We start from the raw sequence: 26,049 nt of genomic DNA, 5'->3' as shown, positions 1-26,049 counted from the left end.
GTGTCAGAGGCGGCGGCTACGGATAACGCGATCTGCGTCCACCGGGTATCGCCACCACCCCCACCATGTGCCGCTCGGTTCCGGCGTACGCAGGCAACTCCTCGGTCTCGTCCGGCCCGATGGCTTCCGGCTCCGCATCCATCGCGACAGATGCGTCCGTCGACATCTCGGCCATCACGTCGGATACCGTCTCCCGAGCGATCCGTGACCGATCCTGAATCTCCCGTGCTTCTCCCGACCGGCCCGATGCTCCCGCCCACCCCACTCTGCAATCAGGGGATCGCTGGGCGCTGTCGTACAACGTCACGGTGCACCGCACCATCGCCGACGTCGCGACCGGAGAACTGACCCGGTTCATCGAGCAGTTCACCGTCAGGAACGGAAAGATCGTCGAGAACGGGGGCACGGAGATGTCTTCCATTGCCTCAACCCAGTCACCGCGCATATATGGATCAAACAGACCTCACAGGGCGAAACGCTCAGTGAGAGCCCATCTTTGAACCTTTGGCGATCTCGTACACGCGCCACGGTGGAGAACTCCGTACGCACAGAGCCCAATTCGCAGCCGCAGGTTGACGAGTCAGCCCCGTGAGGTGTCTCGGCTCACAGCGGCATGTCTGTGGGCTACTCATGACGACCTGAGTACTCGCGCCCAAGCGGAGCGCGGTTCATGCTGTCTAGCATCCTGAGCATGACCGTTGAGCAGAGGGCCGGATCGAATGAGCAGGTGGCGGCGCGGCAGCAGTCGGAGGGTACGGCGTCGCTTGTGCTGAGTGCTGTAGCCGTCGCGATGATGGTCTGCCCCTTGCTGCCCGCCCCGGTCCCGAAGTGGATCCTTTTTCTTCCCGTGTACTTCACCGTGCCCGTGGGGATCTCTGCGGTTGTCTCAGGCATCGGCTCTCTGCGCAGGATGCGGGGCCAGGAGGGAGCCGATCGCTTCCGGGCGCGGGCTGGTGTCGCGCTCGGCACCGCGGTCGTCGTGATTCCGCTGACGGTGATCGTCTGGACGATCTGGGCGCTGAGCAGGACCAGACTTACGAGTAGACGGCGATCAGCTCTGAGGTTCAGAGATGGGCTCTAGGCGTCACCCGCACCTGCGGCGCCCCCTGGCGACGTAGGCCACACGGATCCGGTGCCCGGCCTGCCGTCAGAACCCCACGCGAATCCGGTGCCCCGGCCAGCGGTCAGAACTCCACGGTGACAAAGCCGTCCTCGTCGGCCGGTGCGGGTTTCAACACGCGGTAGCCGAACTCCTCCTTCAGGCTGCCGAGGTTCCAGTTCGACGCCCGTTCCCGGTAGTTGAAGACGAGGTCCTTGGTCGCCCCGCCGTTCTTCAGGATCCGGGCGATGGCGATTTCGTCCGGATGGCCGTGGATCTTTCCGTTGGTGGAGATGAGGTAGCGCCCGCAGTCGAGTAGGCCGAGAAGCTCGTTCGAGAGGTTCTTGGAGCTGCCGTGGTGGGAGACCTTCAGGGCGTCGATTCGCAGGCGCCCGCCCTCGTCCTCGGCGCGCGGCCGGATCGAGGTCACCAGACGCGGGTCGTCGGCGTCGCCCGTGAAGACGATCCGGGTGCCCTCGAACTCGAACAGCAGGCCGATGCTGGTCGGGTTCGTCGGGGAGTTGTCCCGCTTGAACGGTGCGGCGGCCAGCTCGTCGACGTCGATCACGCCGAAGTGTTCGATGCCGGGCATCTCCTCCCTCTCCATGGGGTCCACGCCCGGGATCAGCCCGGCCTGTCGGCACTTCGTCTTCCACGTGGGAATCAGCGACTCCAGCAGAAGGCGGTCCGGCGCGAGCACCTGCATCGTGGATCCGTCGTCGAACCAGGTCAGCGGATGGCCCACTTCGATGCTGCGGCCCTCGAAGGCCTTGTTCCAGGGGAGGTGTTGGGTGATGAGCGCGGTGGTGAGCTTCTCCCCGTCCACCGCGCCGAAAATCTCGCGGTCGTGAAGATGGTCGAAGCCGTTGAACCACACGTCGCCGAACTCGACCGGTCGGTCGGGGTCTTCGAGCAGCGCCAGTACGCCGAGGATGTGGTCCTGGTCGACATGGGTCACCACGAGCACGTCGATCCGGCCGTCCAGTTCGGCGAGCAGCGGCTTGATCCGCTCGTAGGTGCCGCGCCGTCCGCCGTCGAAGAGGATCCTCCGGACGAAGTCGTCGTCACCGTATTCGAGGAGCAGGCAGTCGCCGTCCTCCGCGGGCAGCATCCTGAGCCGTATCATCACGCACTCCCTTGCCGCAGGTCGAGAATCAGGAACGGCTCGCGCATGTCGGCCAGCCAGGACAGCCGGCGCGCCTGGTCGAGGCGTTCCACGCACTCGGGGTCGTCGGGGAAGGCGGAGAGCCCTTCGACGAGCCAGACGAGACCGAGCGTGTAGAACGGGATGCCGCGGTCGAAGGCCTCGATCAGCCCCTTGCGGGCCCCCTCCCTGTCCGGTGAGGCGCGACGCAGCAGCCGCACCGCCCGCAGGATCGCCCCGTCGCTGAGCCAGGGGAAGGAGTCGGCGAGCCGCACCAGCCACGGGTCCCAGTACGTCTCGCCCGTCGAGTGGTCGGTACCGATGAGGACGTAGGCGCCGGCCGCCGCCGCGAGCGGGTTCTGGAACTTGGAGTAGAGCATCGCCTCGACATCGGTGAAGAGCTGGGCCGCCATGTCCAGGGCTCCCTGGGCCATGTACGCGAGCCCCGCGCCGACCGCCGGGTCGCGGACGGCCACGGAGGCCGCGCTGCCGGTCGGGCTCTGCCGCAGATTGACCAGGACCTCGACCTCGCTCGTGCCCCAGGGCAGAGGGAGGGTGACAAGGCGTACGGATCCGGCGGCCTCCACGACCAGGAACTGCCGCGCGCCGGGGGGCTCGCCGTGGGCCCCGACAGGCCCGTCCGGACCGAAGCGGTAGAGCGGTGTGACCGCCTCTCCGCGCACGTCGCGCGCCCGCAGGACGCGGGGCTTACCTCGGGCGATCAGCCGGGCGACTGGGCGATCCGTCGGGTTCTCCGCCAGCGCAAGGATCGACGCGAAGGTACAGCTCGTGGGCGCGGCGTCACCGACCCAGGTGGCGAGCCCGGTCAGCGCCACGGCCGCCCGGGGAGTGGCATCGTCCGGCACGGTGGGGGCGGGGGAGGGGGAGGGGGCGACCATGGACCGTGAGGCGACCGACTCGGCGAGCGGGGCCTCGGAGGAACCGTGGTAGACCCGGCCCGGCTCGATGTTGCCCATGAGGTACTGCCAGGAGTGCGTCTCGTACGGCGAGTCCGTCATGTGGAACTCCACCGAAGTCTCCTCGCCCTCCACCGCCACGGCGTTCTCCGTCAGCACGAGACCGGACGGCAGGGTCGCCGACACGAGATAGCGGCCGGGTGCCACCGAGTACTGCCTGGGCTGGGGCGGACTCCCGCAGGGGATCAGGATGTTGCGCCGGTTCCTGACTTCGAGGTCGGCCGAGTAGATGTCACCGACGATCAACGTGTCGTTGGACTCTCCCGCGGAGGAGAGGAAGAGCCTGACGGCGAGTACGGCGCTCATGGCTTGGCCAATCCGATGCGGAACAACGGTGGGCGGGCATCGAGTTGGTCCTCGCGTACGTCTCCGAGTCCGAGGTCGGCCTCGACCTCGTAACGGCCGAACGGCAAGAACAGGGCCCACTCACGGACGTCGGGCTCCTCGCCGGATTCGGGCGGTGGGCGTCGCCGCTCCTCGTGCCCATCGCGCCGGCAGATGAATTCGGCGAGTGCGTTGTCCTCCTTGGGACGGCACCCGATGTACACGGGGACGACCGGGTCGCGCCTCAGCTCGTGGAAGTCGAAGTCGAACGACTCGGCGCTGACCGGTGTCGCGGCGCTCGTGAGGGTGCCCGCGAAGGAAGGCTCTTTCATGAAGCGGGTGATCGCGTGTTTCAGAGTGTCGATGGTCACCCGCCACACGCGGTCTTCGGTGTTCTCGCTCCCTGCGCCGTCGAAGCTCCGCAGCAGCGCGCTGGTGAACAGGCTGACGTCGTCGGCGCGTGCGAAGGATTCCTCACCGTGCACGGTCGCGTAGATGGCGGCGTGCTCTCGTGGCAGGAACCCGTCAGGCCGAAGGTTCCCGGAGATCGGGACCTGTCCGAGGTTGTCCGTGCCCACCACTCCGACGAGTCTGTCGGAGCCGGCCCGGCAGGCGTCGACGAAGAAGACCTGCTGGGCGGCTTTGCAGCTGCCGAGCCCCCGCCGCAGCGCCTCGAAGTGCAAAGCGCCGTTCAGCGGGCTGTTCAGGTCTGCGAATATGTCCGCTGCCAGAAGGGATGTGTCGACTCCCAGCGAGACACCGTGGCCACAGAAGTAGAAGACCAGCCGGGCCTGGTCGTGGTCGCCCCGGATCTTCCACTCCTTGACGGCGGCCACGATGTTGTCGATGGTTGCCGTTTCCACGACGTGCGGCTTTCCGGTCCGCGAGTTGAAGAATGGGGCGGGATCCGCCTCGCTCAGCAGGAGTGCCAGGCTCCCCAGCGGCCTCCCCGTGTCGTGGTACTCGTCGATCATCCACGTGGCGAACTTGCGCGCCGAGAGGGGTGGTGAGGACAGCTGCCGCATCCCCAGAGCACCCGGGTGGTCCGTCGGCGAAGGGCCGCCGTCCAGATGCGTGTACGCCCCGACTCCGACGACGAGCGCGTGCGTGGACGCGGGCCCCGCGTTCTCGTCCAGGTGGACGGTGAAAGCGGCCATGGGACCTCCTGTGACGCACCGGCAGGCCCGGTGGGAGGTATTGCTCCTATTATAGAAATGAATGGGGGCAACTGTCCCTCGGAGGCCGTGAGAGGCCGTGATGGGCCGTGACAGGTAAGAACATCGTGGTGTGCCTGGACGGTACGGGCAATCAGTTCAAGGCTCGCGGTAACACCAATGTCGTCAAGCTCTACGAGATGCTCGACCTCCGCGACCCCACCGCGCAGATCGCCTACTACGACCCCGGTGTCGGCACCTTCTCCGCCGCCGGTGCCTGGTCGCTCCCGGCCCGCAAGCTCTCCAAGCTCTTCGGGCTCGCTTTCGGCTCCGGACTCAAGGCCAACCTCGCCGAGGCCTATACGTATCTGATGCACCATTACGAACCCGGCGACCGGATCCTCCTCTTCGGCTTCAGCCGCGGCGCGTACACCGCCCGCGCCCTCGCGGGGCTGCTCAAGTCCGTCGGCCTGCTCCGCCCCGGCTCGGAGAACCTCGTCCCGTACGCCATCGCCGTCTACGCCAAGAACCGGACCTTCAGCAAAGACGACTGGAAGCAACTGCACCAATTCGCCGACGCGTTCAGCAGGAAAGTGGACGAACGGACGGGCATCCCCGTCCATTTCATGGGGCTGTGGGACTCGGTGAAGGCCGCCGGACTGCTGCGCTGGAACCTGCGCTGGCTTTTCACCCGGCGGATCCCCAACGTCGGCAGGGTCCGCCACGCCGTCTCCATCGACGAGAAGCGCCGACCGTACGAGGAGTACCTCGTCTTCCCCCCGGAGGAACCGGGGGCACCGGGCCCGCTGATCGAGGAGGTGTGGTTCGCCGGGGTCCACTCCGACGTGGGCGGCACCTTCGAGGACGACGACCCGAAGCAGCCGGAAGACGACGCGAAGCTGTCCACGGTCACGCTCAAGTGGATCGTGGACGGTGCCCTCGACTCCGGCCTGCTGCTCAAGGACAGGGCGTACGCGAAGCACGTCACGCTCGGCCCCGCTCACGCGCTCGGCAGACGGCACCGCATGGGCGCCGTCTGGGCCCTGCTCACCTACCGGCACCGCCGCGTCCCTGACGGCGCCCAGGTACACGAGAGCGTACGGCTGCGCATCGAATCCGATGACACCTACGGGAAGCGGATCCCGTCCGGTGTCGGCTGGGCGGACAAGGAGTGGCTGTCCCCGCACCCGGGCGCCGGCTGATGGGATCAAACCGCCTGGAGGGCAAGGCAGTTCGAGTTGCCGCCATCCCCGCGCGGAGGGACGATGGAAGGGAGTTGCGGCCCACGGCCGGGCCCTGCGTCCTGCTCGGTTCCCGTCCTGCTCGGTTCCCAAGGGCGGTCCGCACGCGGCCCCAGGGCTCCGAGCCCGTGATTCCGCATCCGCACGCCTGCGATGTCCCACCTGGGGGCCGGATGGCGAGAGTCCCGCGCGGCGTGGTCGATGCGCGCGGTCGACAAGCCGTCGTACACGATCACGAAGGCGCTCTGATGGCACTGGACCTGGAAAGCGGCGTGCTGCTGTGGCGCCACGGGCCGAGTCTGCGGCCGTGTGCCCTGCTCGCCGGGTCGGTCGTGGCTCTGCGGATCAGTCCGTCGCCGACACTGGTGGTCGTGATGCTCGACGCCGCGACCGGTGGGGACCGCTGGACGTCGGAGCCGGTCGACCTGCCGCCATGGGCTCGTTGCACCCTCGACGACACCCGCGATTTCACTCTGCGCACCCAGACGGACGAAGACGCCGTGATGATCCACTGGGCGGCCCACGCCCGGTACGGCGGTGGCGCCGCACCGAGTCAACGGGTCCTGAAGGAATCGACGCGCGAGGCGCACGGCGCCCTGCGGGTCGATCCGGCGGGTCCTTCGGTGGAGGTGCTGCCGGCGGCGGAACCGCCGGAGCCCGCCGACGCCGATGTGCCCCCCGTACCGCAGGCGGCCCGCCCACCACAGCCGGCCGCCGATGTGCTGGACCAGAGTCAAGTCGGCGACATGCGCGTGGAACTCGCCCTTCGCCCCGACTCCGGTGCCATCGTCCTGAGGGCAGTGAATCCCCCCACCGCCGCGGTCAAGTGGGAGGTGGAACTGGACCACGGGACCAGGAGGCGGGCGCCCAGGCTTCCGCCCTAGCCACACCCCGCACGTTCTCATCTCAGACAGGGGCGCATCATGTCCATCTCGGACGAACAGCTGGCCCAGTCGAAGCACATCAGCGTCGAGCAGGTGCAGTTGCTGTGTGCGGCCCGCGGTACGACGAACGAGACCCTTGAGACCCTGCCCGAAGCCGCAGTTCGGCGGGCGCTTCTCCGTCTCGACTATCCCGACCTGCCCACGGCCCGTGGGCTCTTCCGCCTCAAGCAGGAGCAGAGCGACGACGGAAGTGTCCAACCGAACGCCCTGGGCACGGCCTACGAGCAGGGGCGGGCTCTGCTGACCGGCGAGGCCCCACCATTGACCGCGGGCATACCGACCGGACCCAACGGTCAAAGGCCCGGGGGAGGGCCGGCCCCGACGGCCGGGGTGCAGCCGGCCCACTGGGTGTGGCTCGGCCCCGGAAACATCGGCGGGCGCACGCGCGGCATCGTGATCCACCCCGTCCAGCCGGACAGGATGTGGGCCGTGAGCGCCGGGGGCGGCGTGTGGCACACCGAGGACGGCGGTGCCCAGTGGGATCCCGTCGACGACTTCCTGGAGAATCTCGCTTGCGCCTGCATCGCGATGGACCCCTCCGACACGTCCACGATGTACGTGGGGACCGGTGAGGCGTTCCACAATCTCGACGCCATCCGGGGCAACGGCATCTTCGGCACGACCGACGCGGTCAGCTGGAATCCGATCGCGGCCACCCAGACGCCGGACTTCCAGTTCGTGAGCCGGATCGCGGTGTCGCAGTCCGGGAAGGTCGTCCTCGCGGCCACCTCCACCGGCCTCTTCCGCAGTGCGGATCCGGCGCGGGCGACCTGGACCAGGGTCCTGGACAACCCTCTCGGTGACGTCAGATTCGATCCGCAGGACAGCAGCAAGGCGGTCGCCGGGGCGCTGCGGGACGGTGCGGCCTGGTTCAGCCGGGACGGCGGTCTCACCTGGGACCTCGCGGCCAACGGCCAGTGGAGCGGGCGGGTCGAGCTCGCCTACGCCGCGATGGACCCGGACATCGTCTACGCGTCGGTTCAGATGACCACCGGCCAGATCTGGAGGTCGCAGGACGGCGGCGCGACCTACCAGAGCAGGACGATCCTGACCCCGGGCGGACTCCTGGCGGACTACCTGGGCGAGCAGGGCTGGTACGACAACACGATCTGGGCCGGGGACCCGACCGACGCGGACCTGGTCCTGGTCGGCGGCATCAATCTGTGGCGCAGCACGGACGGCGGTGACCACCTCTCCGAGATCAGCACCTGGTCGGATCCCGGTTCGGCCCACGCCGACCAGCACGCCATCGTCTCGCACCCTTCCTACGACGGGGTCACCAACCGAACGGTGTTCTTCGGCAATGACGGTGGGGTGTTCAAGGCGGAGGATCTGGCGGATGTCGGAAGCGAGCCGCAGCCTCCGTTCGTGAACGGCTGGACCGAGCTGGTGAACAACTACGGTGTCACCCAGTTCTACAGCGGCGCGGGCCACGTCGGCAGCGGAAAGATCATCGGCGGAGCGCAGGACAACGGCTCGCTCATCTTCGACCCGGCGCTCGGCACCGAGGACTGGCGGACATTCTTCGGCGGTGACGGCGGCTGGTGCGCCTGTGACCCCACCGACCCCGACGTCTTCTACGGCGAATACGTCTTCCTGAACATTCACCGCAACACCGATGGCGCCACCACCGAGGACACACAGGGCGATCGCTACATCAGCGGCCAGTTCTTCAACTTTGCGACAGGCGACTGGGACTGGAAGCAGGTGCCGTTCCGCATCACGGACGCGAAGAACGAGAAGGCGCTCTTCATCGCACCGTTCGTGCTCGATCCGAACAACGAGAACCGGATCCTCGCGGGCGGTCTTTCACTGTGGCAGACGAACAACGCCAAGCAGCCCAACACCTTCACCACCGGCCCGACCTGGAAGGCGATCAAGCCCAACGCCGGCACGAAGATCAGCGCGATCGCGGTGGCACGCGGTGACTCCGGTGTGGTGTGGGTGGGCCACGAGGACGGCATGGTCTTCCGCACCGCCAACGGCACTGCGACGACGCCCACTTGGGCGCGGGTCGGCGTGACGGGTCCGAAGCCGCTGACGCCACGGCGCTTCTGTACCTGCATCACCGTCCACCCGACGGACTCCGACACCGTCTACGTCGCGTTCGGCGGATACGAGAGCGGCAACCTGTGGGTGACCACGGACGGCGGCGCGCGGTGGACCAACCTCGCCACCGCGCTGCCCCTCGCCCCGATACGGGCCCTGGCGGTGCATCCGCGACGGACAAAGCTGCTCTACTGCGGCACCGAGGTCGGTCTTTTCGCCAGCGAGAACGCCGGCGCGAGCTGGTCGCCCACGAACGAAGGCCCGGCCAACTGCTCGGTCGACGACCTGTTCTGGATGGACGAGACGCTGGTCTGTGTGACGCACGGCCGCGGGATGTTCCGGATCGACCTGTCGGCGGTCCCGTAGAGCGGCCCGGTCGGCGTGGAGCGGTTCGATGCAGGGTCGAAGGAGATCGTCGGGGCGGGGGAGGATCTGGCGCGGACTGGACACGCAAGGTCACGGCCCTTGGGGCTGCCGTACGACGGCCTGCCGCACGGATCAGGTGTCATGCCCTGACCCCGCGCGATGCCCCGACCTCGCGCGCCCGTTCACAGGAACCGGGTGGCGGGTGGTGGCCCACTACCTCATGGTGGAAGATGCGGGCAACGCTGCTGACTTCGCGGTCCGACAGACTGAGGAGCACTGATGGAGCCATTTCTGCTTCCAGTTGTGTTCTTGGCTGTGGCTGCCGCATTCACACTGTCCGCTTCGGCCGGGTTCGGTGGCAGCCTGATTCTTGTTCCCACGCTGGCGCTCGTGCTTGGTACCAAGTCCGGGGTGGCGTTGGCGGCGCTTCTTCTTGGCGCCAACAACCTGGTCAAGGTTTTCGCGTACCGAAAGACGCTCCCCTTCCGCAAGGCGGCCGTCGTCATCACCCTGGTCGCCGCAGGATCATTCCTGGGAGCCAAGTTGCTGGATTCCGCGCCCGAACGGGCTGTGACCCTCGCGGTCATCGTCAGCTTCGCTGCCGCGTTTCTGGTCGAATCGCTTGACCTCACACGCTGGCGGCGGTTCGGTTCCCCAGTGATGGCGTTCGCCGCGGGTGCGACATCCGGATTCAGCGGCACGTCCGGACCCCTCAAAGGGCTTGCGGTCCGCGGACTGGCCCTGGATCGCCTCCACCTTGTCGGCGCGCTTTCCATGGCCTCACTCGTCGGGGATGCCACGAAGACCGCCGTCTGGACGGATGCCGCGCTGCTCACGGGCGGGGACTATCTCGTCGCTTTGGCGTGTCTGCCGTTGATGTTCGTCGCGACGTTTCTCGGCCGGCGCTTCAACACCCGAATCGGCGAGCGTGGATATACAGGCCTGTTCTGGACCGTTATGGCGGGCTACACGGGGCGCCTGCTAACCGGCCTGTAAGGAACACAGATCCCGTCCAATCGACTCGATCGGACGGGATCTCAGAAACACCCTGATCTCGAGGTCGGTAGCCCGCAGCGGTGCTGCGGGCGCGGTGGCTCGCGGCTATGCCTGCGTGGGCAGGGTGAGGATTTCGGCTCCGTCGTCGGTGATGGCGATGGTGTGCTCGCTGTGTGCCGTCCGGCAGCCCGTTGCGCTGCGCAGCGTCCAGCCGTCGGCGTCGGTGACGAGCGTGGCGGTGTCGGCCATGACCCAGGGCTCCAGGGCCAGGAGCAGTCCGGGGCGCAGCTTGTAGCCCCGGCCGGGCCGTCCGTTGTTCGCGACGTGCGGGTCCTGATGCATGGTCGAGCCGATGCCGTGACCGCCGAACTCAAGGTTGATCGGGTAGCCGGCCTCGCTGAGGACCGTACCGATGGCGTGGGAGAGGTCGCCGATGCGTGCCCCCGGCTTGGCGGCGGCGATGCCTGCGGCCAGTGCGCGCTCGGTCGTCTCGATCATCGCGACGCTCTCCGCGGGCCGGGCCTCGCCGACGAGGAAGCTGATCGCGGCGTCCGCGGCCACTCCGCGCGTGGAGACAGCCAGGTCGAGGGTGAGCAGGTCGCCGTCGGCCAGCGTGTAGTTGTGGGGCCGGCCGTGGAGCACGGCGTCGTTGACGGCCGTGCAGATGTAGTGGCCGAAGGGGCCGCGACCGAAGGACGGCGCGTAGTCGACGTAGCAGGACTGGGCGCCCGCCTCAGTGATCATTTCCTTGGCCCACTGGTCGATGTCCAGAAGGTTCGTGCCGGCCGTGGTGCGCTGCTTCAGGGTGTGCAGGATGTCGCCGACCAACGCTCCGGTGTCCTTCGCCCGCTCGAGCCGGGTGGAGTTCAGGATCTCAATCATGGGGGCCTCTCAAACGCGCTTCCTATAACTATACCGGTCTAACTGTACCGGTATTAGAATGGTGGCATGGTCAGGTTGCCGCTCACTCCCGCCGAGGTCGAACGTGGACAGCGCCTCGGCGCCCTGCTCCGCCAGGCCCGAGGCTGCCGCTCGATGCTCGACATCGCGCTCGCCGCGGGCATCTCACCGGAGACGCTCCGCAAGATCGAATCCGGCCGCGTGGCCACCCCCGCCTTTCCGACCATCGCCGCGATCGCCGACATCCTCGGGTTGTCCCTTGACGCGGTCTGGGCCGAGATCAGCCGGCCGGAGCGCGCTGGCGAGGACCGGGCGGTCGGCCCTGTCGCCCGGCCCGCGCTGTTCGCCTCGTAGGTTTTTCGCCTCGTAACCCGCCGTGTGGCTCCCGTGCGGCGCTGCGCCGCGGTCGCCTTTGAGTACCTGCTGCTGGAGCACTTCGTCGCCGTGCCGGAACTGCCGCACGATCCGCACGGCGGCGCCTCTCGCCAGGCGCCTGCGGTGAGTTGTGAGGCGACGGATAGCGTGCGGGCATGGCGATGACGGGGAAGCGGCGGGTCCTGTACCGGCAAGGCGGCGGGTTCTGGCGGATGACGGCGAAGTGGGTTCTGGTCTTCGGGGTCCTGTACCTGCTGGACGGCGGACTGGTCCGGTCATGGGGCGACGCCCTGGTCTGGCCGATGATCGGGATCCTGCTGTGGGCGCCGTTCGGGGTCGGCATCGTCTGGTACTCGAAGAAGGACCAGCGGTTCGTGCTGACGGAGCGTGAAATGCGGCTGCGGCGCAAGCGGCTGCCGATGGAGAAGGTGAACCTGCTGCACGTGGCGCGGTTGTGGCTGGAGGGGCGGTCGACCGCGGACGATCAGCCGGTGCTGGAATGGCCACGGTTCGACCGGGTGGTGTGGGTGCCGCTGCGGGACGGCCGGGCGATCGGTGTGGAGTTCCGCGACCCGGCCGCGTTCGCCAAGATTTTCGGCGCATTCGCGGTCGCGGCGTGCGGCGGGCCGGACATCGTCCGCGCGAGGGCCGCAGCGGAGACCTACCCGGATCCGCGGCCGTTGCGGCACCGCCCCACCGCGAATGGCTCCAGGCTGGATATCTTGGACATCTTCAACTGAGAGCCGACAGTGCATGGCACGCCTGGAGCGCAGAGTCGCACGGCGCCGGAAGCCCTTGCCGGAGACCGTCCCACTTCGGCACGCCTGCTCACACCCAGGCGTGCATGGACGAACCCTCGATATCTGTCTGAGTGCTCAGCCCCGCCACCAGTCCCCGGAGTCCTCCAGGGCTCGACGCAGATAGTCGTCCAGTCCGTTCGCCGCCCATGAACGCCCGTCCGTCTCGTGATCCCAGACGAACACGTCGTCGCGCAGCGGGACCCTGATGAAGGCGAACTGATCCCCACCACTGTTGTCACCGAAGAACATCAGGGGTTCAAAGGGCATGTAGAGCGTGGTGAAGTCCGCCGAGGCGCGGAAGGTCGCGTTCTCCTTGGTGATCCGCTCGGCACTCCACACCACGTCCGTGTCGTAGTGCCCGCGCACTCCATTGCACTCGCGGAGCAGGGACGCGAGATCCTCGGGAAGCGGCTGCCCCAGTACGCGTTCGACCTCGGCCAAGGCCTCGCTGGTCGCCGGCTCGGCGAGCTCCACGTCTGCCATGCCTGCCATCACTTCGAGCATCCGTTCGCGCCACATGCGGCGAGCATCTCAAGGCCTTGATGATCACGACAACCCGCTCATGTCTTCAAGTCACACTCACCGCGGAGTGACATCGAAACTCGGCTCTGGCGCAGATCTGGGGGAGTGGCCGCGACCGTGGTGGTGCTACGCAGGCCCCCGGCTTGACCCAACAGAGCGCCATGGAGACGTGCTTCACGGCGCCTGGCCAGGGGGGGGGCAGACGCCGCCTGATTTCGTCGACGTCTTCACCAACCCGGCGATCATCGGAACCGACCAGACCGAGACTCGCTGAGCAGCTCAGGATGGCCAGTTGAGGTCTGGGAACGCGTCACGCACCTCCGCCAGGAGGTCGGGGTAGGCACTGCTGTACGTGGCGGCGGCCGCATACAAGGCGTCCAGTGCGGCACGCAGCGGTTCCCTCTGCACCGCGGCGAACAGAGCGGGCATCGCCATGGCCTGCTGCCACAGGTCGTCTTCAGGACCGTGCAGAGAGCGCACGAAGGTGTGCGGAAGGTTTTTCTGGGTGAAGAACCACTCCCAAGCCCTCTTCGGGTCGTCGAAGGGGGCGGGCAGCTCCTCTCCGGTATGCAGCGCCCTGATGGCGCGGGCGAACTCATAGAACGTATGGAGTTCAGCTCTGACGAGGGCGTGGCGAACAGCCCACTGGGCGATGGCTCGCTGAGTGGCCGAGTCGGCGGTATCCACGGCGTCCATCAGGTCGCGGTCCAGGGGGATGAGGCCCAGTTTGCTGCCGCCGACCTCGCGCAGCGTCGGGCTCGGCGCCCGCTCACCCCAATCGCCTGCTTCGGCTTGCCACTCCGCCTCGCGGACGATCTTTTCTTCCGCCTCACGGCGACGGCGCTCGGCCTCGGCGCGTTCCTCGGGCGTGGGCGGGGCCTGCAGAGTGCGCGCGTGGTCATGCCAGTACGCGGCACTTTGCGTGGTCTGCCTGATCACGCGGTCAGGAGCGGGCTTGGCCGGCCAGAACTGCAGCAGGTAGTGATCGACCAGCGGGCCGTCCTCCAGTACGGAGAGCTCGTCGTCCGGCGTCACGTCCATGCCTCGTCCGCAGTAGCGGACCCGGTAGTCGGCGATCGGCAGATCGAGCCGGCAGATCGGGCCCTCGCCCCATGGCACGACGGCGCTCTCCGTGGAGCCGGGGCGGAAGGAGACTTCGACGATCTCCTCCCACTGCTCATCGAGCGGCGGTTCGACCTCGCGGACCTCCACAGTCAGGCCCACACGTCCGGTATGCAGTCCCGTCGTCAGGAACAGGTGGCCTGGATTCGCGGCACCGCACAGCCCGTTGCTCTGGCCCGCGCAATGCGCGACTTGCTCCTCGTCAGCAAAGCCGAGGCGGCTTTCCACGTAGAACTGTCGGTAACTGACGCTCATCGCACCGTCGTAGACCGTCCGCACAACTCCCCCTTGGCCCAGCATCCGCTTGTGGGCAGTATGCAGCCAGCCGATCACCCCGAGCAGGAGGGCCTCCGTCGCGCCCGTGATCGGTGAGGGCCCTGCCGATGACGTCGCGGGCCTCTACCAGGCCATGAGCATGCTTGCCGACCGCTCGATCACCCCCCGCGAACTCCGCCCAGAAGCTCCTCATGCGCAAGCCTGGCTGTGGCGGGGAGAGGGCCGGCGTGTCGTGCCGGTCCGGTGATGCGTCCTCGTCAGTCCATCGGGGTGCGGCGCGCGTAGGCGCGGGCGGCGCGGGCGCGGTCGCCGCAGCGGGTGGAGCACCACTGGCGGCGCCCGTGCTTGAGCAGGAAGCGGTTGCAGGGCGGGGAGGCGCAGGCGGTCAGGCGGGCGGCCTCGGGGGAGGTGAGCAGGTCGGCGGCGTCGGCGGCGATGGCCGCGAGGGCGTGCTCGACGATCGCGGTGGTGGGGTGGGGTACGGCGCGGTAGGGGCCGGTCTTCTCGTCCCACAGCAGCAGAGACGCCGTGGGGACCCGGGTCATCGCGTCATTGATCGCCGTGACGGCGGCGGGCAGGGCGGGCTGCCCGGCGACTCGGGAGGCCAGTAGCGACCTGATCTGTTCGCGCAGGGAGCGCAGCTGCGTGGCGCATACCTCTGCCAGGCCGGCACCGTCCGGGGCGAGGTCGCGCTGCGCCAGCCACTGCTCGGCCTGGGCCGGGGTGCCCAGGAGGTCGGCCGTGTGCCCGCCGGGCAGCGCGAGGGCGCTGTTGGCCAGGGCCAGGGAGGGGTGCTCCTTCTCGCCCGGTGCCGACGGCAGGGCAGGTTCTTCCGTCACGAACTCTTCCATGGTTCTCATGGTACGGGTTGCCTCCATCCGTGATGTATGCGTACAGTCGCATCACGGTTAACAAGCATTCTATCCGTGAGGAAATCTTTTCGTGTCTTCCCCGACCCTGCAGACCGCTCCGTTCCCCGTCCGTGTCTTCGGCGGCCCGACTGCCCTCTTCGAGTACGGTGGCCTGCGCTTTCTCACCGACCCGACCTTCGACGATCCGGGCGATCACCAGGCGCCTGCCGTTGTGCTGACCAAGACGGCGGCGGCTGACGGCAGCCCGGCCGATGTCGGCAGCGTCGACGTGGTCCTGCTCTCGCACGACGAGCACGCCGACAACCTCGACACCTCCGGCCGCGCCCTGCTTGCCACTGTCCCGCTGACGCTCACCACCCCCGGTGGCGGGGAGCGTCTCGGCCAGGCGGCCACCGGCCTCGCCGACTGGCAGTCAATCGAGCTCGAGCGCCGGGACGGCGGACCCGGCACGGTCACCGTGACCGGCGTGCCCGCCATCCACGGCCCCGGCCGGCGCGAGGAGGTCGAGCCGATCTGCGGCGAGGTCGTCGGATTCATCCTCACCGGTGAGGGCCTGCCCACCGTGTACGTCAGCGGCGACAACGCCTCCCTCGACGCGGTCAAGGAGATCGCCGAGCGCTTCGCCCCGGTGGACACCGCCCTCCTGTTCGCCGGCGCGCCGCGCTTCGCGGAGGTTTTCGACGGCGAGGTGATCGTCCTGGACAGCGCCCAGGCCGCCCAGGCCGCGAAGATCCTCGACGCCGGCCGTGTGGTGCCCGTCCACTACGACAGCTGGGCCCACTTCACTGAGGGCCGCGACGAGCTCGTCACCGCCTTTGCCACCGCCGGCCTCGCCGACCGCGTCGACTTCGGCGTCCGCGGCTGACCTCGTACGCCGATCACGGCCGGGCGCCGGCCGACAGAGACCCGCCGCCCCTGTCGGCCGGCGCCCCCGCGCGCCGCACACCTCGAAACCGAAGGACCGCACGACCATGACCGACCTCATCCGCGGCACCCGCCACGGCTCCGCCCCCGCCGCCCTGTCCGTACTGGACTCCGCCATGACCGGCACCGGCCAGAGCGCCGCGGAGGCACTGGCGGGCAGCATCGAACTCGCCCGGCTCGCCGACCGGCGCGGCTTCACCCGCTACTGGATGAACGAGCACCACGCCATGCCCGGCGTCTCCACCTCCAGCCCGCCCGTCCTGCTGTCCCGGCTCACCGCAGAGACCAGCAGGCTGCGCCTCGGCGCGGGCGGGATCATGCTGCCCAACCATCCGCCGCTGGTCGTCGCCGAACAGTTCGGCATGCTGGACGCCCTCGCCCCCGGCCGCATCGACCTGGGCCTGGGCCGCGCCCCAGGCACCGATCACGCCACGGCCGCCGCCCTGCGCCGCGGCGCGAGCGACGCCGAGGACTTCCCCCAGCAGGTCCTCGAACTGTTGCACTTCCTCGGCGACGATTTCCCCGCCGAGCACCCCTACGCCGACCGCGTGTACGCCGTGCCGGGCCCCGCGCAGGACCGGCTCAACGGAGTCACCGCTCCCGCCGGCCGCCTGCCGGTGTGGCTGCTCGGCTCGTCCGGCTACTCGGCGCAGCTCGCCGCCCGGCTCGGCCTGCCGTTCGCCTTCGCCGCGCACTTCAACCCGCGCGACGCCGTGGCCGCCCTGCGCCTGTACCGCGAGCGGTTCACTGCGTCCAAGACCCTCGCCGAGCCGTACGCGATGGTCAGCTTCACCGTCGCGGCATCCGACGACGAGCGTGAGGCCCGCCGCCAGGCCGGCACCCTCGCACACGCCATGCTCCGCATGTTCCAGCGCAAGTCCTACTTGCTGCCCTCCCCCGAGGAAGTGGACGCCTACCCCTACGACGCCCAGGAACGCCAGGCCGTCGACAGCTGGCTGGGCCACGTCCCGCACGGCAACCCCCAGCAGGTCACCGCCCACCTGAACCAGGTCCAGCGGGACTCCGGCGCCGACGAGCTCATGATCGGCAGCGTCGGCCACTCCGTCCAGGCCCGGCTGCGCTCCACCGAGCTGATCGCTGACGCCTACGGCATGCCCGACAGCCCGCGCTGACGCGGGACGGAGGAACCTCCGCCCACCAACGCATAGTGCCCTTCACCTCAAGCCCCCCTGACTACCCAGGAGTTCCCAAGGAGTTCCCGTGGCCACCATCCTCGCCCTGTCCGGCAGCTCGTCCCCTACCTCCCGTACCTCCCGTACCGCCCTCCTGGCCGATCACACCGCCACGCACCTGCGGGCCCGCGGCCACCGCACCCACGTCCTCGCCCTGCGCGACCTGCCCGCGACACCGCTGCTCAGCGCGGACACTCACGACGCGTCCCTCGCCCGCGCCGTGAGCCTGGTCGCCGAGGCCGACGCTCTCGTCGTGGCCACCCCCATCTACCAGGCCGCCTACTCCGGCCTGCTCAAGACCTTCCTCGACCTGCTGCCCCAGCTCGCGTTCGCCGGGAAACCGGTGCTGCCCCTGGCGACCGGCGGCAGCCCGGCCCACGTCCTGGCCCTCGACTACACGCTGCGCCCGGTCCTCACCGCCCTCGGCGCCGAGGGTGGCCAGGGCCGGTTCGTCCTGGACCGGCACATCACGACCGCCCCGGACGGCGCGACGGCCCTCGACCACGACGACGAGCGGCAACTGGCCCGCGTCATCGACCAGTTCGCCCGCGCTCTCCCGTCCTGCGCGCCCCTGACCGCCGCCTGACGATCACCGGATCGCCCCGCCCGGTAGCCGCCACCCCGGCCTTCCGGCGTCCCGGCAACCCGAAAGTACGGACCCCATGGCACACCTGTCCCGCACTCCCATCCGCACCCCGCCCACCTCCGCTCTCGCCCCCGCCATATCCGCGGTGCAGAAGCGCACCCTGACCGTGCTGCTCGTCTCCCAGATCCTCAGCGGTGTCGGCCTCGCCGCCGGTGTCACCGTCGCAGGGCTGCTGGCCGGGCAGATGCTCCACAACACCTCGCTGTCCGGACTGCCCATCGCCCTGCTCACCGCGGGCTCCGCCGGCGCCGCCGTCGTCATCGGACGCCTCTCCCAGCGCCTCGGCCGCCGCCCCGGACTGGCCGCCGGATATCTCACCGGCGCCATCGGCGGTGCCGGCGTCGTCGTCGCGGCCGCGCTCGACAGCCCCGCACTGCTGTTCGTCTCCCTGTTCCTCTACGGCGCCGGCACCACGTCCAACCTCCAGGCCCGCTACGCGGGAGCCGACCTCGCCGCACCCCACCAGCGCGCCCGCGCCACCTCCACCGTCATCGTCGCCACCACCGCCGGCGGCATCGCCGGCCCCCTGCTCGCCACCCCCGCCGGACTCCTCGCGACCGCGCTCCACCTCCCCGAGCTGACCGGCCTGTTCCTCCTCTCCACGGTCGCGTTCACGCTGGCCGCACTCACCCTCCTCGTATGGCTGCGCCCCGACCCGCTGGTACTCGCCCGCACCCTGCCCGCGGCTCTGGACGACGGGGCGCCGGCGGATTCCCCCGCCCGGTCCGGCCCCGGCCTGCTGGTCGGCGTCGTGGTCCTCGTCCTCAGCCAGCTCGTCATGGTCGCCGTGATGACCATGACTCCGATCCACATGCACGCCCACGGCTTCGGCACTGCCGCATCCGGTCTGGTCATCGCCCTGCACACCGGTTCCATGTACCTGCCGTCACCACTGGCCGGCCGCCTCGTCGACCGGTTCGGCACCACGGCGATGAGCGTGGTGACGGCCGGCACGCTGCTCACCGCTGGAGCCGTCGCCGCCCTCGCGCCCGGCCACTCCTTCCCTCTGATCGCCCTCGCCCTCGTCCTGCTCGGCGTCGGCTGGAGCTTCGGCCTGGTCACCGGCACCACGATCGTCACCAACAGCACCCCCCTGGCCAGCCGCGCCAAGGTCCAGGGGCTGGCCGACGTGGCCCTCGCCGTCGCGGGCGCCGTCGGCGGCCTGGCCTCCGGCATCGTCGTCGCCGTCACGAGCTATCCGACGCTCGCCGCCCTATGTGGCGCCCTCGCCCTCGTGGCTGCACCTACGGCCGTCGTCGCGGTCCGCAAGCGCTCCACGCGCGCCTGACCTACGCAGTCGGGGCAAGTCCGGTCGCGGCCATGCGTGCACATCAACGCCTCCGGCGTGGAGCTGGCCGACGACCTGCTGAGGGCCGTCGATGGCTCTTGGCGACTCTCCCGCCACCGAACCGACCCTCGCCCCCGCCGCTGAGGCCAGCGTCAAGCAGCGCTGACCTTCGGCGCTGAGGGGGCACTCTGTTGGCGGACCGGATGCGGATTAAGGCGGCGACTTGGCCCGTGCGCCGCGCACCCGCCTACTGCTTCAGTGCGAGGTTTCCGTCGTAGAGGTTCGCGGTCACTGTGGCGAGTGCGTCGAGTTGCTCTTCCAGTGTGCTGATCCGGACGTTCGCTGTACGCAGCCGACTGCGCAGGTCCGCGAGTTAGGCATCGTGTGCGGTCGGGGCAGGCCGTCGGACGGACGGGGCATGCGGCGGGGGTCTCGGCGAGCTGTCCGACTGCACCCTTGGGCGTTGCCTTCGTAGTGCCTGCCCGCAGCTGGGGGGGCTGTACGCGGGGTGCCCAGCCCGGCGGCGTGCGTCCGGTGCCCGCTGCGGTGGGCTGGTGTTGTTACCTTCCCTCGTCGGCATTCGTCATGGGTGTGACGGCCGGATACGAACGGTTGTCGTACCGACGAGTGAATCGAGAGATGGATGCTGACCAACATCATGTACGTGACGGTCTACGTGACCGATCAGGACCGTGCGCTGGAGTTCTACGCCGGGGGACTCGGCCTGGAAAAGCAGCTCGACTTCCCGGGACCCGACGGACGTTTCCTCACCGTCGGCGTGCCCGGCAGCCCGGTACAGATCATCCTGTGGTCGCACGCGCCGGCCGCGGGACAGCCGGGCGGCACGGGCGCGCCCGGTCCGCTGATCCTCGAATCCGAGGACTTGCGAAAGGATTTCGAGACCATGCGCCGGCGCGGCGTCACCTTCGAGGAGCCCGAACCCGTGGACTACCCGTTCGGGGTCCGCATCGAGGCGGTGGACCCGGACGGCAACCGGATCTCGCTCCGCCAGCAGCGCAAACCCTGACCGCCACCCACCCCTCCGGCCTCGTGACCAAGGCGTACGAAGCCCAGCAACCGGCTGCGCGCCGTCGCCCACCGCGCGCTGGGCTCGCACGCCGATGCCGAGGACATGGTCCAGGAGCGAACCTCGGGTGATCTCGTGCGCCGCGAGGTGGGGGGCGGGGGCATGCAGGGACCGGTACGGCTGGGCGTGCGGGTCGTTGATCTCGTTGTGGCTACGAGTGAGGGGCTCCGAGCCGGGTCATTGTGCCGACACCCTCACCCTGGCCGGAGGCCCCGGCGGCAACGGTGAAGAAGGGCCCGGTGGCGGCACGGGCGCGGTCGGCGCCGTGGTCCTCGGTGGCCTCAGCAACACCACATCACCACCAAAGCCGGCCCCGGCAGCGCCCCGGACCACAGGGGCGGATCCGGCAACACCAGCGGCAAGATCGACGCCGGCCTCGGCAACGACCAATGCACCGGGGTCGCCCCCACCCCGCCCCCGCAACTGCGAACGCTGACCCACCGCCTCTCACGTCTCTCTCCACGCGCCCAACGGTCTATCCGCCCACAGATTCGAGGCGTGGGGAGAGACGCCCCACCACGGCCTGGCGCACACGACGACCGCGCAACTCCCGACAGCCCCAGACCACCACCCATCGACCGATCCGCCCATCCCGCCCGACGGTCGGCAACAGCGCTTGGCCCGGCGGTCGGCGTGTTTGAGCTGGATGGCCGCCCGATTCAGTGCGTCAGGTGTTCGGAGCGTTCGCCGAGTCCAACCGGGGTGCAAGACCGGTCCGGTCCCTGCGGAGCGGGCCGGAGGTCAGCCCCAGTAGCCCGGCGCCGACGAGCAGGGTGGCGCAGGCGGCAGTGACGACTGTCGGACCTGCAAGGTCGGCGAGTGTGCCGAGCAGGTTGTTCATGAGCAGAAGGGCGAGACTCTGTACGAGTACGAGTACGGCCTGCACACGGGACAGGTGGCTTGCGGGAGTTGCTGTGAGGATCAGTGGCGCGATGTGGGCAGAAAACATCCCGTTTCCCACGCCGATGACCAGGGCGGCGGTCGTCGCTGCCGCCATGCCGGGCGCGAGTGCGAGTGCGAGTACTCCCAGCCCGGCCAGCGCCAGCGCGCTTGCCGACAGGAGCCCCGGCCGGCCCATCGGCCCGCGCTTCACGACAACCGCGGTGACGGCCACCATGCCTACCCCTTGCGCTCCGATCACGAGTCCTGTGGCTCCCGCGCCCCACTGCTCCTGGCGTGCTAGTAGGGGGAGGAGCAGTGGGAGGACGGGCAGTAGAAGGCCCGCAGCGGCTCCGGTGAGACACAGTCCCGGGCGCAGCACGGGGTGGGAGAACGCCACGCGCACACCGTCCATGGCGTCCTTGAGGAGACTGGACGGTCTCGCGGGCGGCACGTGGTGTCGTGGCCGGACGGCCACCAGCACGAGCAGGGTGAGGGCGAAAGTAAAGGCGTTGACCAGAGCGGCGCCTGCCAGGCCGGCGAGGCCGACGAGTACACCGCCGAGCGGGCCGCCTCCCATGTTGACGACCTGACCACCGATCTGTCGGAGAGACAGAGCGCGAGGAAGCTGCTCCTCTTTCACTAAACGGCGAGGCATGGATCCGGAAGCCGGCAGGTAGAAGGCGTCGACGACACCGACGGTTATGCCCGTTGCGATGAGCAGGAGTGGTGGAGCCCCCAGGTGAAAGGCGACCGCGGCCAAGACGAGTGAGAAGACCAGCATCGCCGCGTCGCCCGTGATCAGTACGCGACGCGGGCTGAATCGATCGCTGACCGCACCCCCGATGAGCAGCAGAAGGACGCGAGGAAGCGTGATGGCGCTCAGGGTCAATCCTGCGACCGTGCCGCCGTGCTCACTCGCGGCCCAGCCGAGGGCGAAGTAGAAGACCGAGTTGCCTGCCAGGGACACCAGGATTCCGGCCAGCCACAGCATGTAGAAGCGGGGCAGCCGGTCCTGGTCCCGCACCCCGTGAGCTGACGGGTGGGAGACGGCTTCGCGGGGCTTGATGGAGGGGCGCGAGAGGTTGTCGTCAGGTGCTGACATTGAGCACCCCCGGCTTGGTCCAAGTGGGGATTGAGATCACGGACCGCACGGTCTCAGACGGCACTGACATTGCAGCTGTTGCTTCTGCAGCCAGTGCTCTTGGGAGGGCTGACTCCCACCCGCCCTGCCGACAAGGTTGGCTGCTGACCGCGCACCTTCAACGATCATCGTTCGCCGTCCCCAAAGGCCCCGGGGCAGGTTCTATGGGCGGCGGGCCAGCAAGTGGGTGTCGAGGAAGCCCCGTTCGGAGGCCGGGTCATGGAGCAGCCGGGCGAACGTGACGAGCCCGGCGTTGGCCAGCAAGTCGGCGAACCGGTCCACCGGCCAGCTATAGGCGGGAGTCACCTTGTGGTCGAAGCCCACCGGCTCCGGTCCCTCGGTCCCGAAGAACGACACCAGGAGCAGCCCTCCTGGTGCCAGGACACGTACCTGCTCGGCAAGCAGCGCGGGCAATTCCCCAGGCGGGGTATGGATCATCGAATAGTGGGCCAGCACTCCGCCGAGGGATCCGTCCTCGACCGGCAGGGCCTCCATTCGCGCCTCGTCGAACCGCAGTGCCGGATGGGCCCGCCGGGCGTGGTCCACCATGGCCGGGGAGAGGTCGAGCCCGAAGGCGTCAAGCCCCAAGTCGTGCAGCATGGCCGTCAGATGTCCCGGCCCGCACCCGACATCGGCCGCCCGCAGGTTCCCCGTCTCGCGCACCAACTCGGCGAAGGTGCCGATCATGTTCCGTGCGAACGGCTGCGTCTCCAGCTGATTAGCGAACAGTGACGCATACAGCTCGACGACCCCGTCGTAGGCCGCCCTGGTCTCGTCCTGGTACTTCATCACGGGTAAGGAAGCTAGCATCCGCGCACGATTGCAGCTTCTCCGGCCCTGTTCCCCCTTCACTGCCTGGCCGCTGACGGACCGTCATGTGATCACGGGTCGACCCTGGACAGCCGTCGTCCTTGCAGCGAGGAGGAGAAGGCGATGGTGCCATCGAAACGGCGTGGGTGGCCGCTCCCGGCTGGAGCGCGGCGGCAGCAGGTGGAAGCGGGCTTCCAGTGGCAGACCGGACGGGTGTGGTGGCGGACTCCGTGGTCCGGCAGGGCGGGGTGGTCACGTTTCGTACGCCGTGCGGGACTGTTGAGGTGTCGCGTATTCCTCGTTGAGGCCGTGCCTGGTGTCACCCTGTGTGGTCGTCGAAGGCGTATCGGCTCCAGGTTCCATCGGCTTCAGTGACCAGGTGGGTGGGACGAGTTGGCGGATCGCGGAGGTTCTGCCGTGCTGTGGCGGGACGCCGATCTCCCGCAAGTGGGCTTGGGGACTGCCCGGATCCCCGGGGGCGGAATCGGCGATTGTGCTCCCCTGCCGTCCCCATCGCGGTCATTGACGTTCCGTCGCTGCTGGAGGCGCTGGCTGAACTCGCGGCTGCCCGCGCGGAGCGGCACCTTCACCCCGATGCTCCTGGCCCGCTCCTGCCACATCTTCGTCCCCTCCCTGGAGCAGAACGCCCGCCCCGGCGTCGACGCGGTCGCCCGGCAAGTCGCCCAGCCCGACCCCGCCGCCCGACGGAAGCGCTGAGGCCTCAAGATCATTACATTGCCGGGCGTGTCTGTGCCCGTCACAGCGTTATTCACCGGACCGGTGCAGGGCTCGATGCGCCGCGAGTCGCCCTGACACAGATCGTCAACTGATTGATTCTCACGGGTCTGGTCGCTGTCCCGGTCCTGCGTAGGGTTTCAAGAAGACGGCAGTGCGGCATTTGCGCACTCGATCTGCTGCAGCGCCGAGTGTTCAGGCGCACCCACGAGAGAAGGAAACACACCGCTTATGCGCGCCCTTGTGGTCGATCACAGTGAGGCCGGACCTGTCCGGTTCGCCGATGTCGATGAGCCCGCACCGTCCGCCGGTGAGACGTTGGTGGAGATACGGCACATCGGTCTCAATTTCGGAGAGCTGAATTACGTGGACCAGTGGCCGGCCGGCGCTGTGCACGGTCACGACGCGGCCGGCGTCGTGGTGCGCGCCGCATCCGACGGCTCGGGGCCGCCCGAAGGTACGCGCGTCGCAGTGGGAATGGCTCCCCACGCGTGGGCGGAGCGGGTGGCAGTCAGCCCCGCCTCGCTCGGCACCGTCCCCGAGGGCGTGGACCTGGCCGACGCCGCCGCGCTGGGGATCGCCGGAGTCACCCCATTCCGGGTGCTGCGCAAGCGTTCCCTGCTGGCGCGCAACGTTCTGATCACCGGCGCCAGCGGGGGCGTGGGGCACTTCGCCGTCCAGCTGGCGGCGCTGGCGGGCGCCCGGGTGACGGCGCTCGTCGGTTCGCCGGAGCGGGCCGCCGGACTCCATGGACTCGGCGCCGACAAGGTCCTGACCGACTTGGCCGAGACCGGGGACCGGTTCGACCTCGTCCTGGACACGGTCGGCGGACCACTGGTGGCCCAGGCCTGGAGTTCCCTCGCCGAGGGCGGCACCATCCACCTGGTCGGTTACTCCTCGGGGCAGGAAACCACGTTCCCGTCAGGGACCTTGTTCGGCTTCGGCGAACCCCGCAGCATCACCACCTACGGCGACATGACGCCAACCAGCGGGGAGCTGACGGACCTGCTGGGCCTCATGGCCGCCGGGAGGCTCTGGGCACCGGTCGGACTGCGAGGCGACTGGCAGGACGTGGACGACGCCGTCCAGGCGCTGTTCGCGCGGAAGGTGCACGGAAAGGCCGTTCTTGACGTGGCCTGACGCTGTGGACGAGGACACATGCGCCTCGCCCGCCGGTGGGCGGTTCGCCGTGGTGGACGAGAATGGACCCATGGATGTGCTGGCGGAGGTCTTGCGTATTTCGGGTGCGCGTGGGGCGCTCGGGGTCATGCTGAAGGCCGGAGGAACCTGGGGCCTGTGGCTGGACTCCTATCCAGGAGCGGCACTGCACGTGGTGTCCCGCGGCACTATGTGGCTCCACGTCACAGGCGAGAAACCTCTTCAGGTGCAGGCCGGAGACGCCGTCCTGGTGTCGCCGGGCACCGCACACGGGATAGCCGGCGGCGCCAGCGTGACGATGGGTTCCTGCGACCGTGAGGCGGCGGCCCGGGCTTTTGGCGATGGCCGGGCCCTACGGCTGGGCTCGGCGCCGGTGCAGACGGAAGTGATCGTCCTGCACTATGAGCAAGACCCGGAGGTGCGCACACCGGTGCTTACCTCCCTCGCCCGGCCGATGCACGTCACAGCCCGCCAGAACGCGCAGTTCGGAAGGACCGTCGAACTTCTCGCTGCTGAGCTCGCACAGCCGCAGATCGGCACCACCGCCGCCATCAACAGCATCGTCGACCTTCTGCTCGTCCAGTTCGTACGCGCCTGGCTGGCCCGCCACCCGCAGGAGCAGTCCGGCTCATGGCTGGGAGCGATGCGTGATCCGGTCGTGCGCGACGCCCTGGCATGTGTCCACGCCCAACCGCAACACCCCTGGACCACGGAGGCCCTGGCCGCCGCGACGAGTGTCTCCCGGGCGACGCTGTCCAGGCGTTTCCGGTCCGCCCTCGGACAGACGCCGGGCGCGTACGTGACGCAGTGGCGCATCGACCTGGCGTCCGTCCGGCTCCGCGACACCGATGAACCGGTCGAGTCGATCTCCGGCGCGGTCGGCTACGCCTCTCCGCACGCCTTCAGCCGTGCCTTCAGACGTGCCCGAGGCACGGCCCCGGGCGAGTACCGTTCTCGACTTCGCAAGTGATCCGGCCTCGGAGCAAGGGAACAGTGGTTGGCGTTAAGCATTGACCGACGTCAT

At 69.0% G+C, this 26,049-nt stretch carries 25 protein-coding genes; 15 read left to right on the top strand and 10 right to left on the bottom strand.

Features of this window, described 5'->3' with window-relative positions; translation table 11 throughout:
- Nucleotides 1–16: 16 nt before the first annotated feature.
- Nucleotides 17–421: a hypothetical protein gene (locus ACWGI2_RS31330; protein ID WP_453699002.1), complete on the bottom strand. Its 405-nt coding sequence runs from the start codon at nucleotides 419–421 to the stop codon at nucleotides 17–19.
- A 270-nt stretch (nucleotides 422–691) separates the two neighbouring features.
- Between ACWGI2_RS31330 and ACWGI2_RS31325 the strand changes: the two genes are divergently transcribed.
- On the top strand, nucleotides 692–1,081 hold the full coding sequence (locus ACWGI2_RS31325; protein WP_453699001.1) for a hypothetical protein: 390 nt from the start codon (nucleotides 692–694) through the stop codon (nucleotides 1,079–1,081).
- A 103-nt stretch (nucleotides 1,082–1,184) separates the two neighbouring features.
- Here the strand turns inward: ACWGI2_RS31325 and ACWGI2_RS31320 are convergent, their stop codons facing one another.
- From ACWGI2_RS31320 to ACWGI2_RS31310, 3 genes are read right to left on the bottom strand one after another with little or no spacing between them, the layout of a single operon-like run.
- A complete protein-coding gene (locus ACWGI2_RS31320) occupies nucleotides 1,185–2,225 on the bottom strand; it encodes a ComEC/Rec2 family competence protein (RefSeq protein ID WP_453698999.1) in 1,041 nt (346 codons plus the stop codon).
- Nucleotides 2,225–3,526, bottom strand: a complete 1,302-nt coding sequence (locus ACWGI2_RS31315) for a hypothetical protein (protein ID WP_453698998.1) — start codon at nucleotides 3,524–3,526, stop codon at nucleotides 2,225–2,227. Before ACWGI2_RS31315 ends, ACWGI2_RS31320 begins: the two co-directional genes overlap by 1 nt.
- A complete protein-coding gene (locus ACWGI2_RS31310) occupies nucleotides 3,523–4,701 on the bottom strand; it encodes a caspase family protein (RefSeq protein ID WP_453698997.1) in 1,179 nt (392 codons plus the stop codon). The genes ACWGI2_RS31315 and ACWGI2_RS31310 overlap by 4 nt, the downstream gene beginning before the upstream one ends.
- A 107-nt stretch (nucleotides 4,702–4,808) precedes the next feature.
- Between ACWGI2_RS31310 and ACWGI2_RS31305 the strand changes: the two genes are divergently transcribed.
- From ACWGI2_RS31305 to ACWGI2_RS31290, 4 genes are all read left to right on the top strand, one after another.
- Nucleotides 4,809–5,900 carry a T6SS phospholipase effector Tle1-like catalytic domain-containing protein gene (locus tag ACWGI2_RS31305; protein WP_453698996.1) on the top strand — a complete coding sequence of 364 codons (1,092 nt, stop codon included), beginning with the start codon at nucleotides 4,809–4,811 and terminating at the stop codon, nucleotides 5,898–5,900.
- Nucleotides 5,901–6,187: 287 nt separating this feature from the next.
- Nucleotides 6,188–6,823, top strand: a complete 636-nt coding sequence (locus tag ACWGI2_RS31300) for a hypothetical protein (RefSeq protein WP_453698995.1) — start codon at nucleotides 6,188–6,190, stop codon at nucleotides 6,821–6,823.
- A gap of 39 nt (nucleotides 6,824–6,862) precedes the next feature.
- Nucleotides 6,863–9,298, top strand: coding sequence for a WD40/YVTN/BNR-like repeat-containing protein (locus tag ACWGI2_RS31295; RefSeq protein WP_453698994.1), 2,436 nt, complete (start codon nucleotides 6,863–6,865; stop codon nucleotides 9,296–9,298).
- Nucleotides 9,299–9,577: 279 nt separating this feature from the next.
- On the top strand, nucleotides 9,578–10,294 hold the full coding sequence (locus ACWGI2_RS31290) for a TSUP family transporter (RefSeq protein WP_453400400.1): 717 nt from the start codon (nucleotides 9,578–9,580) through the stop codon (nucleotides 10,292–10,294).
- Nucleotides 10,295–10,399: 105 nt separating this feature from the next.
- Here the strand turns inward: ACWGI2_RS31290 and map are convergent, their stop codons facing one another.
- Nucleotides 10,400–11,176, bottom strand: coding sequence for a type I methionyl aminopeptidase (gene map / locus ACWGI2_RS31285; protein ID WP_453698993.1), 777 nt, complete (start codon nucleotides 11,174–11,176; stop codon nucleotides 10,400–10,402).
- A 66-nt stretch (nucleotides 11,177–11,242) separates the two neighbouring features.
- Here map and ACWGI2_RS31280 point away from each other — a divergent pair, with 66 nt between their 5' ends.
- Both ACWGI2_RS31280 and ACWGI2_RS31275 read left to right on the top strand, forming a co-directional pair.
- Nucleotides 11,243–11,548, top strand: coding sequence for a helix-turn-helix transcriptional regulator (locus ACWGI2_RS31280; RefSeq protein WP_453698991.1), 306 nt, complete (start codon nucleotides 11,243–11,245; stop codon nucleotides 11,546–11,548).
- Nucleotides 11,549–11,724: 176 nt separating this feature from the next.
- Nucleotides 11,725–12,309 carry a hypothetical protein gene (locus tag ACWGI2_RS31275; protein ID WP_453698990.1) on the top strand — a complete coding sequence of 195 codons (585 nt, stop codon included), beginning with the start codon at nucleotides 11,725–11,727 and terminating at the stop codon, nucleotides 12,307–12,309.
- A 135-nt stretch (nucleotides 12,310–12,444) separates the two neighbouring features.
- Here the strand turns inward: ACWGI2_RS31275 and ACWGI2_RS31270 are convergent, their stop codons facing one another.
- The 3 genes from ACWGI2_RS31270 to ACWGI2_RS31260 form a co-directional block, all read right to left on the bottom strand.
- On the bottom strand, nucleotides 12,445–12,861 hold the full coding sequence (locus ACWGI2_RS31270) for an SMI1/KNR4 family protein (protein ID WP_453698989.1): 417 nt from the start codon (nucleotides 12,859–12,861) through the stop codon (nucleotides 12,445–12,447).
- A gap of 309 nt (nucleotides 12,862–13,170) precedes the next feature.
- The gene (locus tag ACWGI2_RS31265; RefSeq protein WP_453698988.1) at nucleotides 13,171–14,268 is read right to left on the bottom strand and encodes a hypothetical protein; all 1,098 of its coding nucleotides are present in this window, start codon (nucleotides 14,266–14,268) and stop codon (nucleotides 13,171–13,173) included.
- A 278-nt stretch (nucleotides 14,269–14,546) separates the two neighbouring features.
- Nucleotides 14,547–15,140 carry a CGNR zinc finger domain-containing protein gene (locus tag ACWGI2_RS31260; RefSeq protein ID WP_453698987.1) on the bottom strand — a complete coding sequence of 198 codons (594 nt, stop codon included), beginning with the start codon at nucleotides 15,138–15,140 and terminating at the stop codon, nucleotides 14,547–14,549.
- Between the two features lie 91 nt (nucleotides 15,141–15,231).
- On the opposite strand from ACWGI2_RS31260, the gene ACWGI2_RS31255 reads away from it, so the two are divergent.
- From ACWGI2_RS31255 to ACWGI2_RS31235, 5 genes are all read left to right on the top strand, one after another.
- The gene (locus tag ACWGI2_RS31255; RefSeq protein WP_453698986.1) at nucleotides 15,232–16,026 is read left to right on the top strand and encodes an MBL fold metallo-hydrolase; all 795 of its coding nucleotides are present in this window, start codon (nucleotides 15,232–15,234) and stop codon (nucleotides 16,024–16,026) included.
- Between the two features lie 106 nt (nucleotides 16,027–16,132).
- Nucleotides 16,133–17,218 carry an LLM class flavin-dependent oxidoreductase gene (locus ACWGI2_RS31250; RefSeq protein WP_453698985.1) on the top strand — a complete coding sequence of 362 codons (1,086 nt, stop codon included), beginning with the start codon at nucleotides 16,133–16,135 and terminating at the stop codon, nucleotides 17,216–17,218.
- An 88-nt stretch (nucleotides 17,219–17,306) separates the two neighbouring features.
- Nucleotides 17,307–17,864, top strand: coding sequence for an NADPH-dependent FMN reductase (gene ssuE, locus ACWGI2_RS31245; RefSeq protein WP_453698983.1), 558 nt, complete (start codon nucleotides 17,307–17,309; stop codon nucleotides 17,862–17,864).
- Nucleotides 17,865–17,940: 76 nt separating this feature from the next.
- On the top strand, nucleotides 17,941–19,212 hold the full coding sequence (locus tag ACWGI2_RS31240) for an MFS transporter (protein WP_453698982.1): 1,272 nt from the start codon (nucleotides 17,941–17,943) through the stop codon (nucleotides 19,210–19,212).
- Between the two features lie 643 nt (nucleotides 19,213–19,855).
- Complete coding sequence (locus tag ACWGI2_RS31235) at nucleotides 19,856–20,239, top strand: VOC family protein (RefSeq protein WP_453400410.1); 384 nt, start codon at nucleotides 19,856–19,858, stop codon at nucleotides 20,237–20,239.
- A 727-nt stretch (nucleotides 20,240–20,966) separates the two neighbouring features.
- Here ACWGI2_RS31235 and ACWGI2_RS31230 read toward each other — a convergent pair.
- Together ACWGI2_RS31230 and ACWGI2_RS31225 are read right to left on the bottom strand one after the other, a co-directional pair.
- Complete coding sequence (locus ACWGI2_RS31230; RefSeq protein ID WP_453698980.1) at nucleotides 20,967–22,283, bottom strand: MFS transporter; 1,317 nt, start codon at nucleotides 22,281–22,283, stop codon at nucleotides 20,967–20,969.
- Nucleotides 22,284–22,484: 201 nt separating this feature from the next.
- Entirely contained in the window at nucleotides 22,485–23,114 is a 630-nt protein-coding gene (locus ACWGI2_RS31225; protein WP_453698979.1) for a class I SAM-dependent methyltransferase, read from the bottom strand.
- A 612-nt stretch (nucleotides 23,115–23,726) separates the two neighbouring features.
- On the opposite strand from ACWGI2_RS31225, the gene ACWGI2_RS31220 reads away from it, so the two are divergent.
- The 3 genes from ACWGI2_RS31220 (at nucleotide 23,727) to ACWGI2_RS31210 (ending at nucleotide 25,995) form a co-directional block, all read left to right on the top strand.
- Nucleotides 23,727–23,849 (top strand): PmrA, encoded by a 123-nt coding sequence (locus ACWGI2_RS31220; RefSeq protein WP_453698977.1) that lies wholly within the window; start codon nucleotides 23,727–23,729, stop codon nucleotides 23,847–23,849.
- A 249-nt stretch (nucleotides 23,850–24,098) separates the two neighbouring features.
- Complete coding sequence (locus tag ACWGI2_RS31215) at nucleotides 24,099–25,007, top strand: zinc-binding dehydrogenase (RefSeq protein ID WP_453698975.1); 909 nt, start codon at nucleotides 24,099–24,101, stop codon at nucleotides 25,005–25,007.
- A gap of 70 nt (nucleotides 25,008–25,077) precedes the next feature.
- Complete coding sequence (locus ACWGI2_RS31210) at nucleotides 25,078–25,995, top strand: cupin domain-containing protein (RefSeq protein WP_453699439.1); 918 nt, start codon at nucleotides 25,078–25,080, stop codon at nucleotides 25,993–25,995.
- Nucleotides 25,996–26,049: the final 54 nt, after the last annotated feature.

Source organism: Streptomyces sp. NPDC054866, from assembly GCF_053610745.1.
This window is presented reverse-complemented; position numbering and strand designations above follow the sequence as displayed.

What these genes read in the sequence shown, in the direction of transcription:
- ACWGI2_RS31330 (WP_453699002.1), bottom strand. Translation starts at nt 421, where the DNA reads ATGGAAGACATCTCCGTGCCCCCGTTCTCGACGATCTTTCCGTTCCTG.
- ACWGI2_RS31325 (WP_453699001.1), top strand. Translation starts at nt 692, where the DNA reads ATGACCGTTGAGCAGAGGGCCGGATCGAATGAGCAGGTGGCGGCGCGG.
- ACWGI2_RS31320 (WP_453698999.1), bottom strand. Translation starts at nt 2,225, where the DNA reads ATGATACGGCTCAGGATGCTGCCCGCGGAGGACGGCGACTGCCTGCTC.
- ACWGI2_RS31315 (WP_453698998.1), bottom strand. Translation starts at nt 3,526, where the DNA reads ATGAGCGCCGTACTCGCCGTCAGGCTCTTCCTCTCCTCCGCGGGAGAG.
- ACWGI2_RS31310 (WP_453698997.1), bottom strand. Translation starts at nt 4,701, where the DNA reads ATGGCCGCTTTCACCGTCCACCTGGACGAGAACGCGGGGCCCGCGTCC.
- ACWGI2_RS31300 (WP_453698995.1), top strand. Translation starts at nt 6,188, where the DNA reads ATGGCACTGGACCTGGAAAGCGGCGTGCTGCTGTGGCGCCACGGGCCG.
- ACWGI2_RS31295 (WP_453698994.1), top strand. Translation starts at nt 6,863, where the DNA reads ATGTCCATCTCGGACGAACAGCTGGCCCAGTCGAAGCACATCAGCGTC.
- ACWGI2_RS31290 (WP_453400400.1), top strand. Translation starts at nt 9,578, where the DNA reads ATGGAGCCATTTCTGCTTCCAGTTGTGTTCTTGGCTGTGGCTGCCGCA.
- map (WP_453698993.1), bottom strand. Translation starts at nt 11,176, where the DNA reads ATGATTGAGATCCTGAACTCCACCCGGCTCGAGCGGGCGAAGGACACC.
- ACWGI2_RS31280 (WP_453698991.1), top strand. Translation starts at nt 11,243, where the DNA reads ATGGTCAGGTTGCCGCTCACTCCCGCCGAGGTCGAACGTGGACAGCGC.
- ACWGI2_RS31275 (WP_453698990.1), top strand. Translation starts at nt 11,725, where the DNA reads ATGGCGATGACGGGGAAGCGGCGGGTCCTGTACCGGCAAGGCGGCGGG.
- ACWGI2_RS31270 (WP_453698989.1), bottom strand. Translation starts at nt 12,861, where the DNA reads ATGGCAGGCATGGCAGACGTGGAGCTCGCCGAGCCGGCGACCAGCGAG.
- ACWGI2_RS31265 (WP_453698988.1), bottom strand. Translation starts at nt 14,268, where the DNA reads ATGAGCGTCAGTTACCGACAGTTCTACGTGGAAAGCCGCCTCGGCTTT.
- ACWGI2_RS31260 (WP_453698987.1), bottom strand. Translation starts at nt 15,140, where the DNA reads ATGGAAGAGTTCGTGACGGAAGAACCTGCCCTGCCGTCGGCACCGGGC.
- ACWGI2_RS31250 (WP_453698985.1), top strand. Translation starts at nt 16,133, where the DNA reads ATGACCGACCTCATCCGCGGCACCCGCCACGGCTCCGCCCCCGCCGCC.
- ACWGI2_RS31240 (WP_453698982.1), top strand. Translation starts at nt 17,941, where the DNA reads ATGGCACACCTGTCCCGCACTCCCATCCGCACCCCGCCCACCTCCGCT.
- ACWGI2_RS31235 (WP_453400410.1), top strand. Translation starts at nt 19,856, where the DNA reads ATGCTGACCAACATCATGTACGTGACGGTCTACGTGACCGATCAGGAC.
- ACWGI2_RS31230 (WP_453698980.1), bottom strand. Translation starts at nt 22,283, where the DNA reads ATGTCAGCACCTGACGACAACCTCTCGCGCCCCTCCATCAAGCCCCGC.
- ACWGI2_RS31220 (WP_453698977.1), top strand. Translation starts at nt 23,727, where the DNA reads ATGCTCCTGGCCCGCTCCTGCCACATCTTCGTCCCCTCCCTGGAGCAG.
- ACWGI2_RS31215 (WP_453698975.1), top strand. Translation starts at nt 24,099, where the DNA reads ATGCGCGCCCTTGTGGTCGATCACAGTGAGGCCGGACCTGTCCGGTTC.
- ACWGI2_RS31210 (WP_453699439.1), top strand. Translation starts at nt 25,078, where the DNA reads ATGGATGTGCTGGCGGAGGTCTTGCGTATTTCGGGTGCGCGTGGGGCG.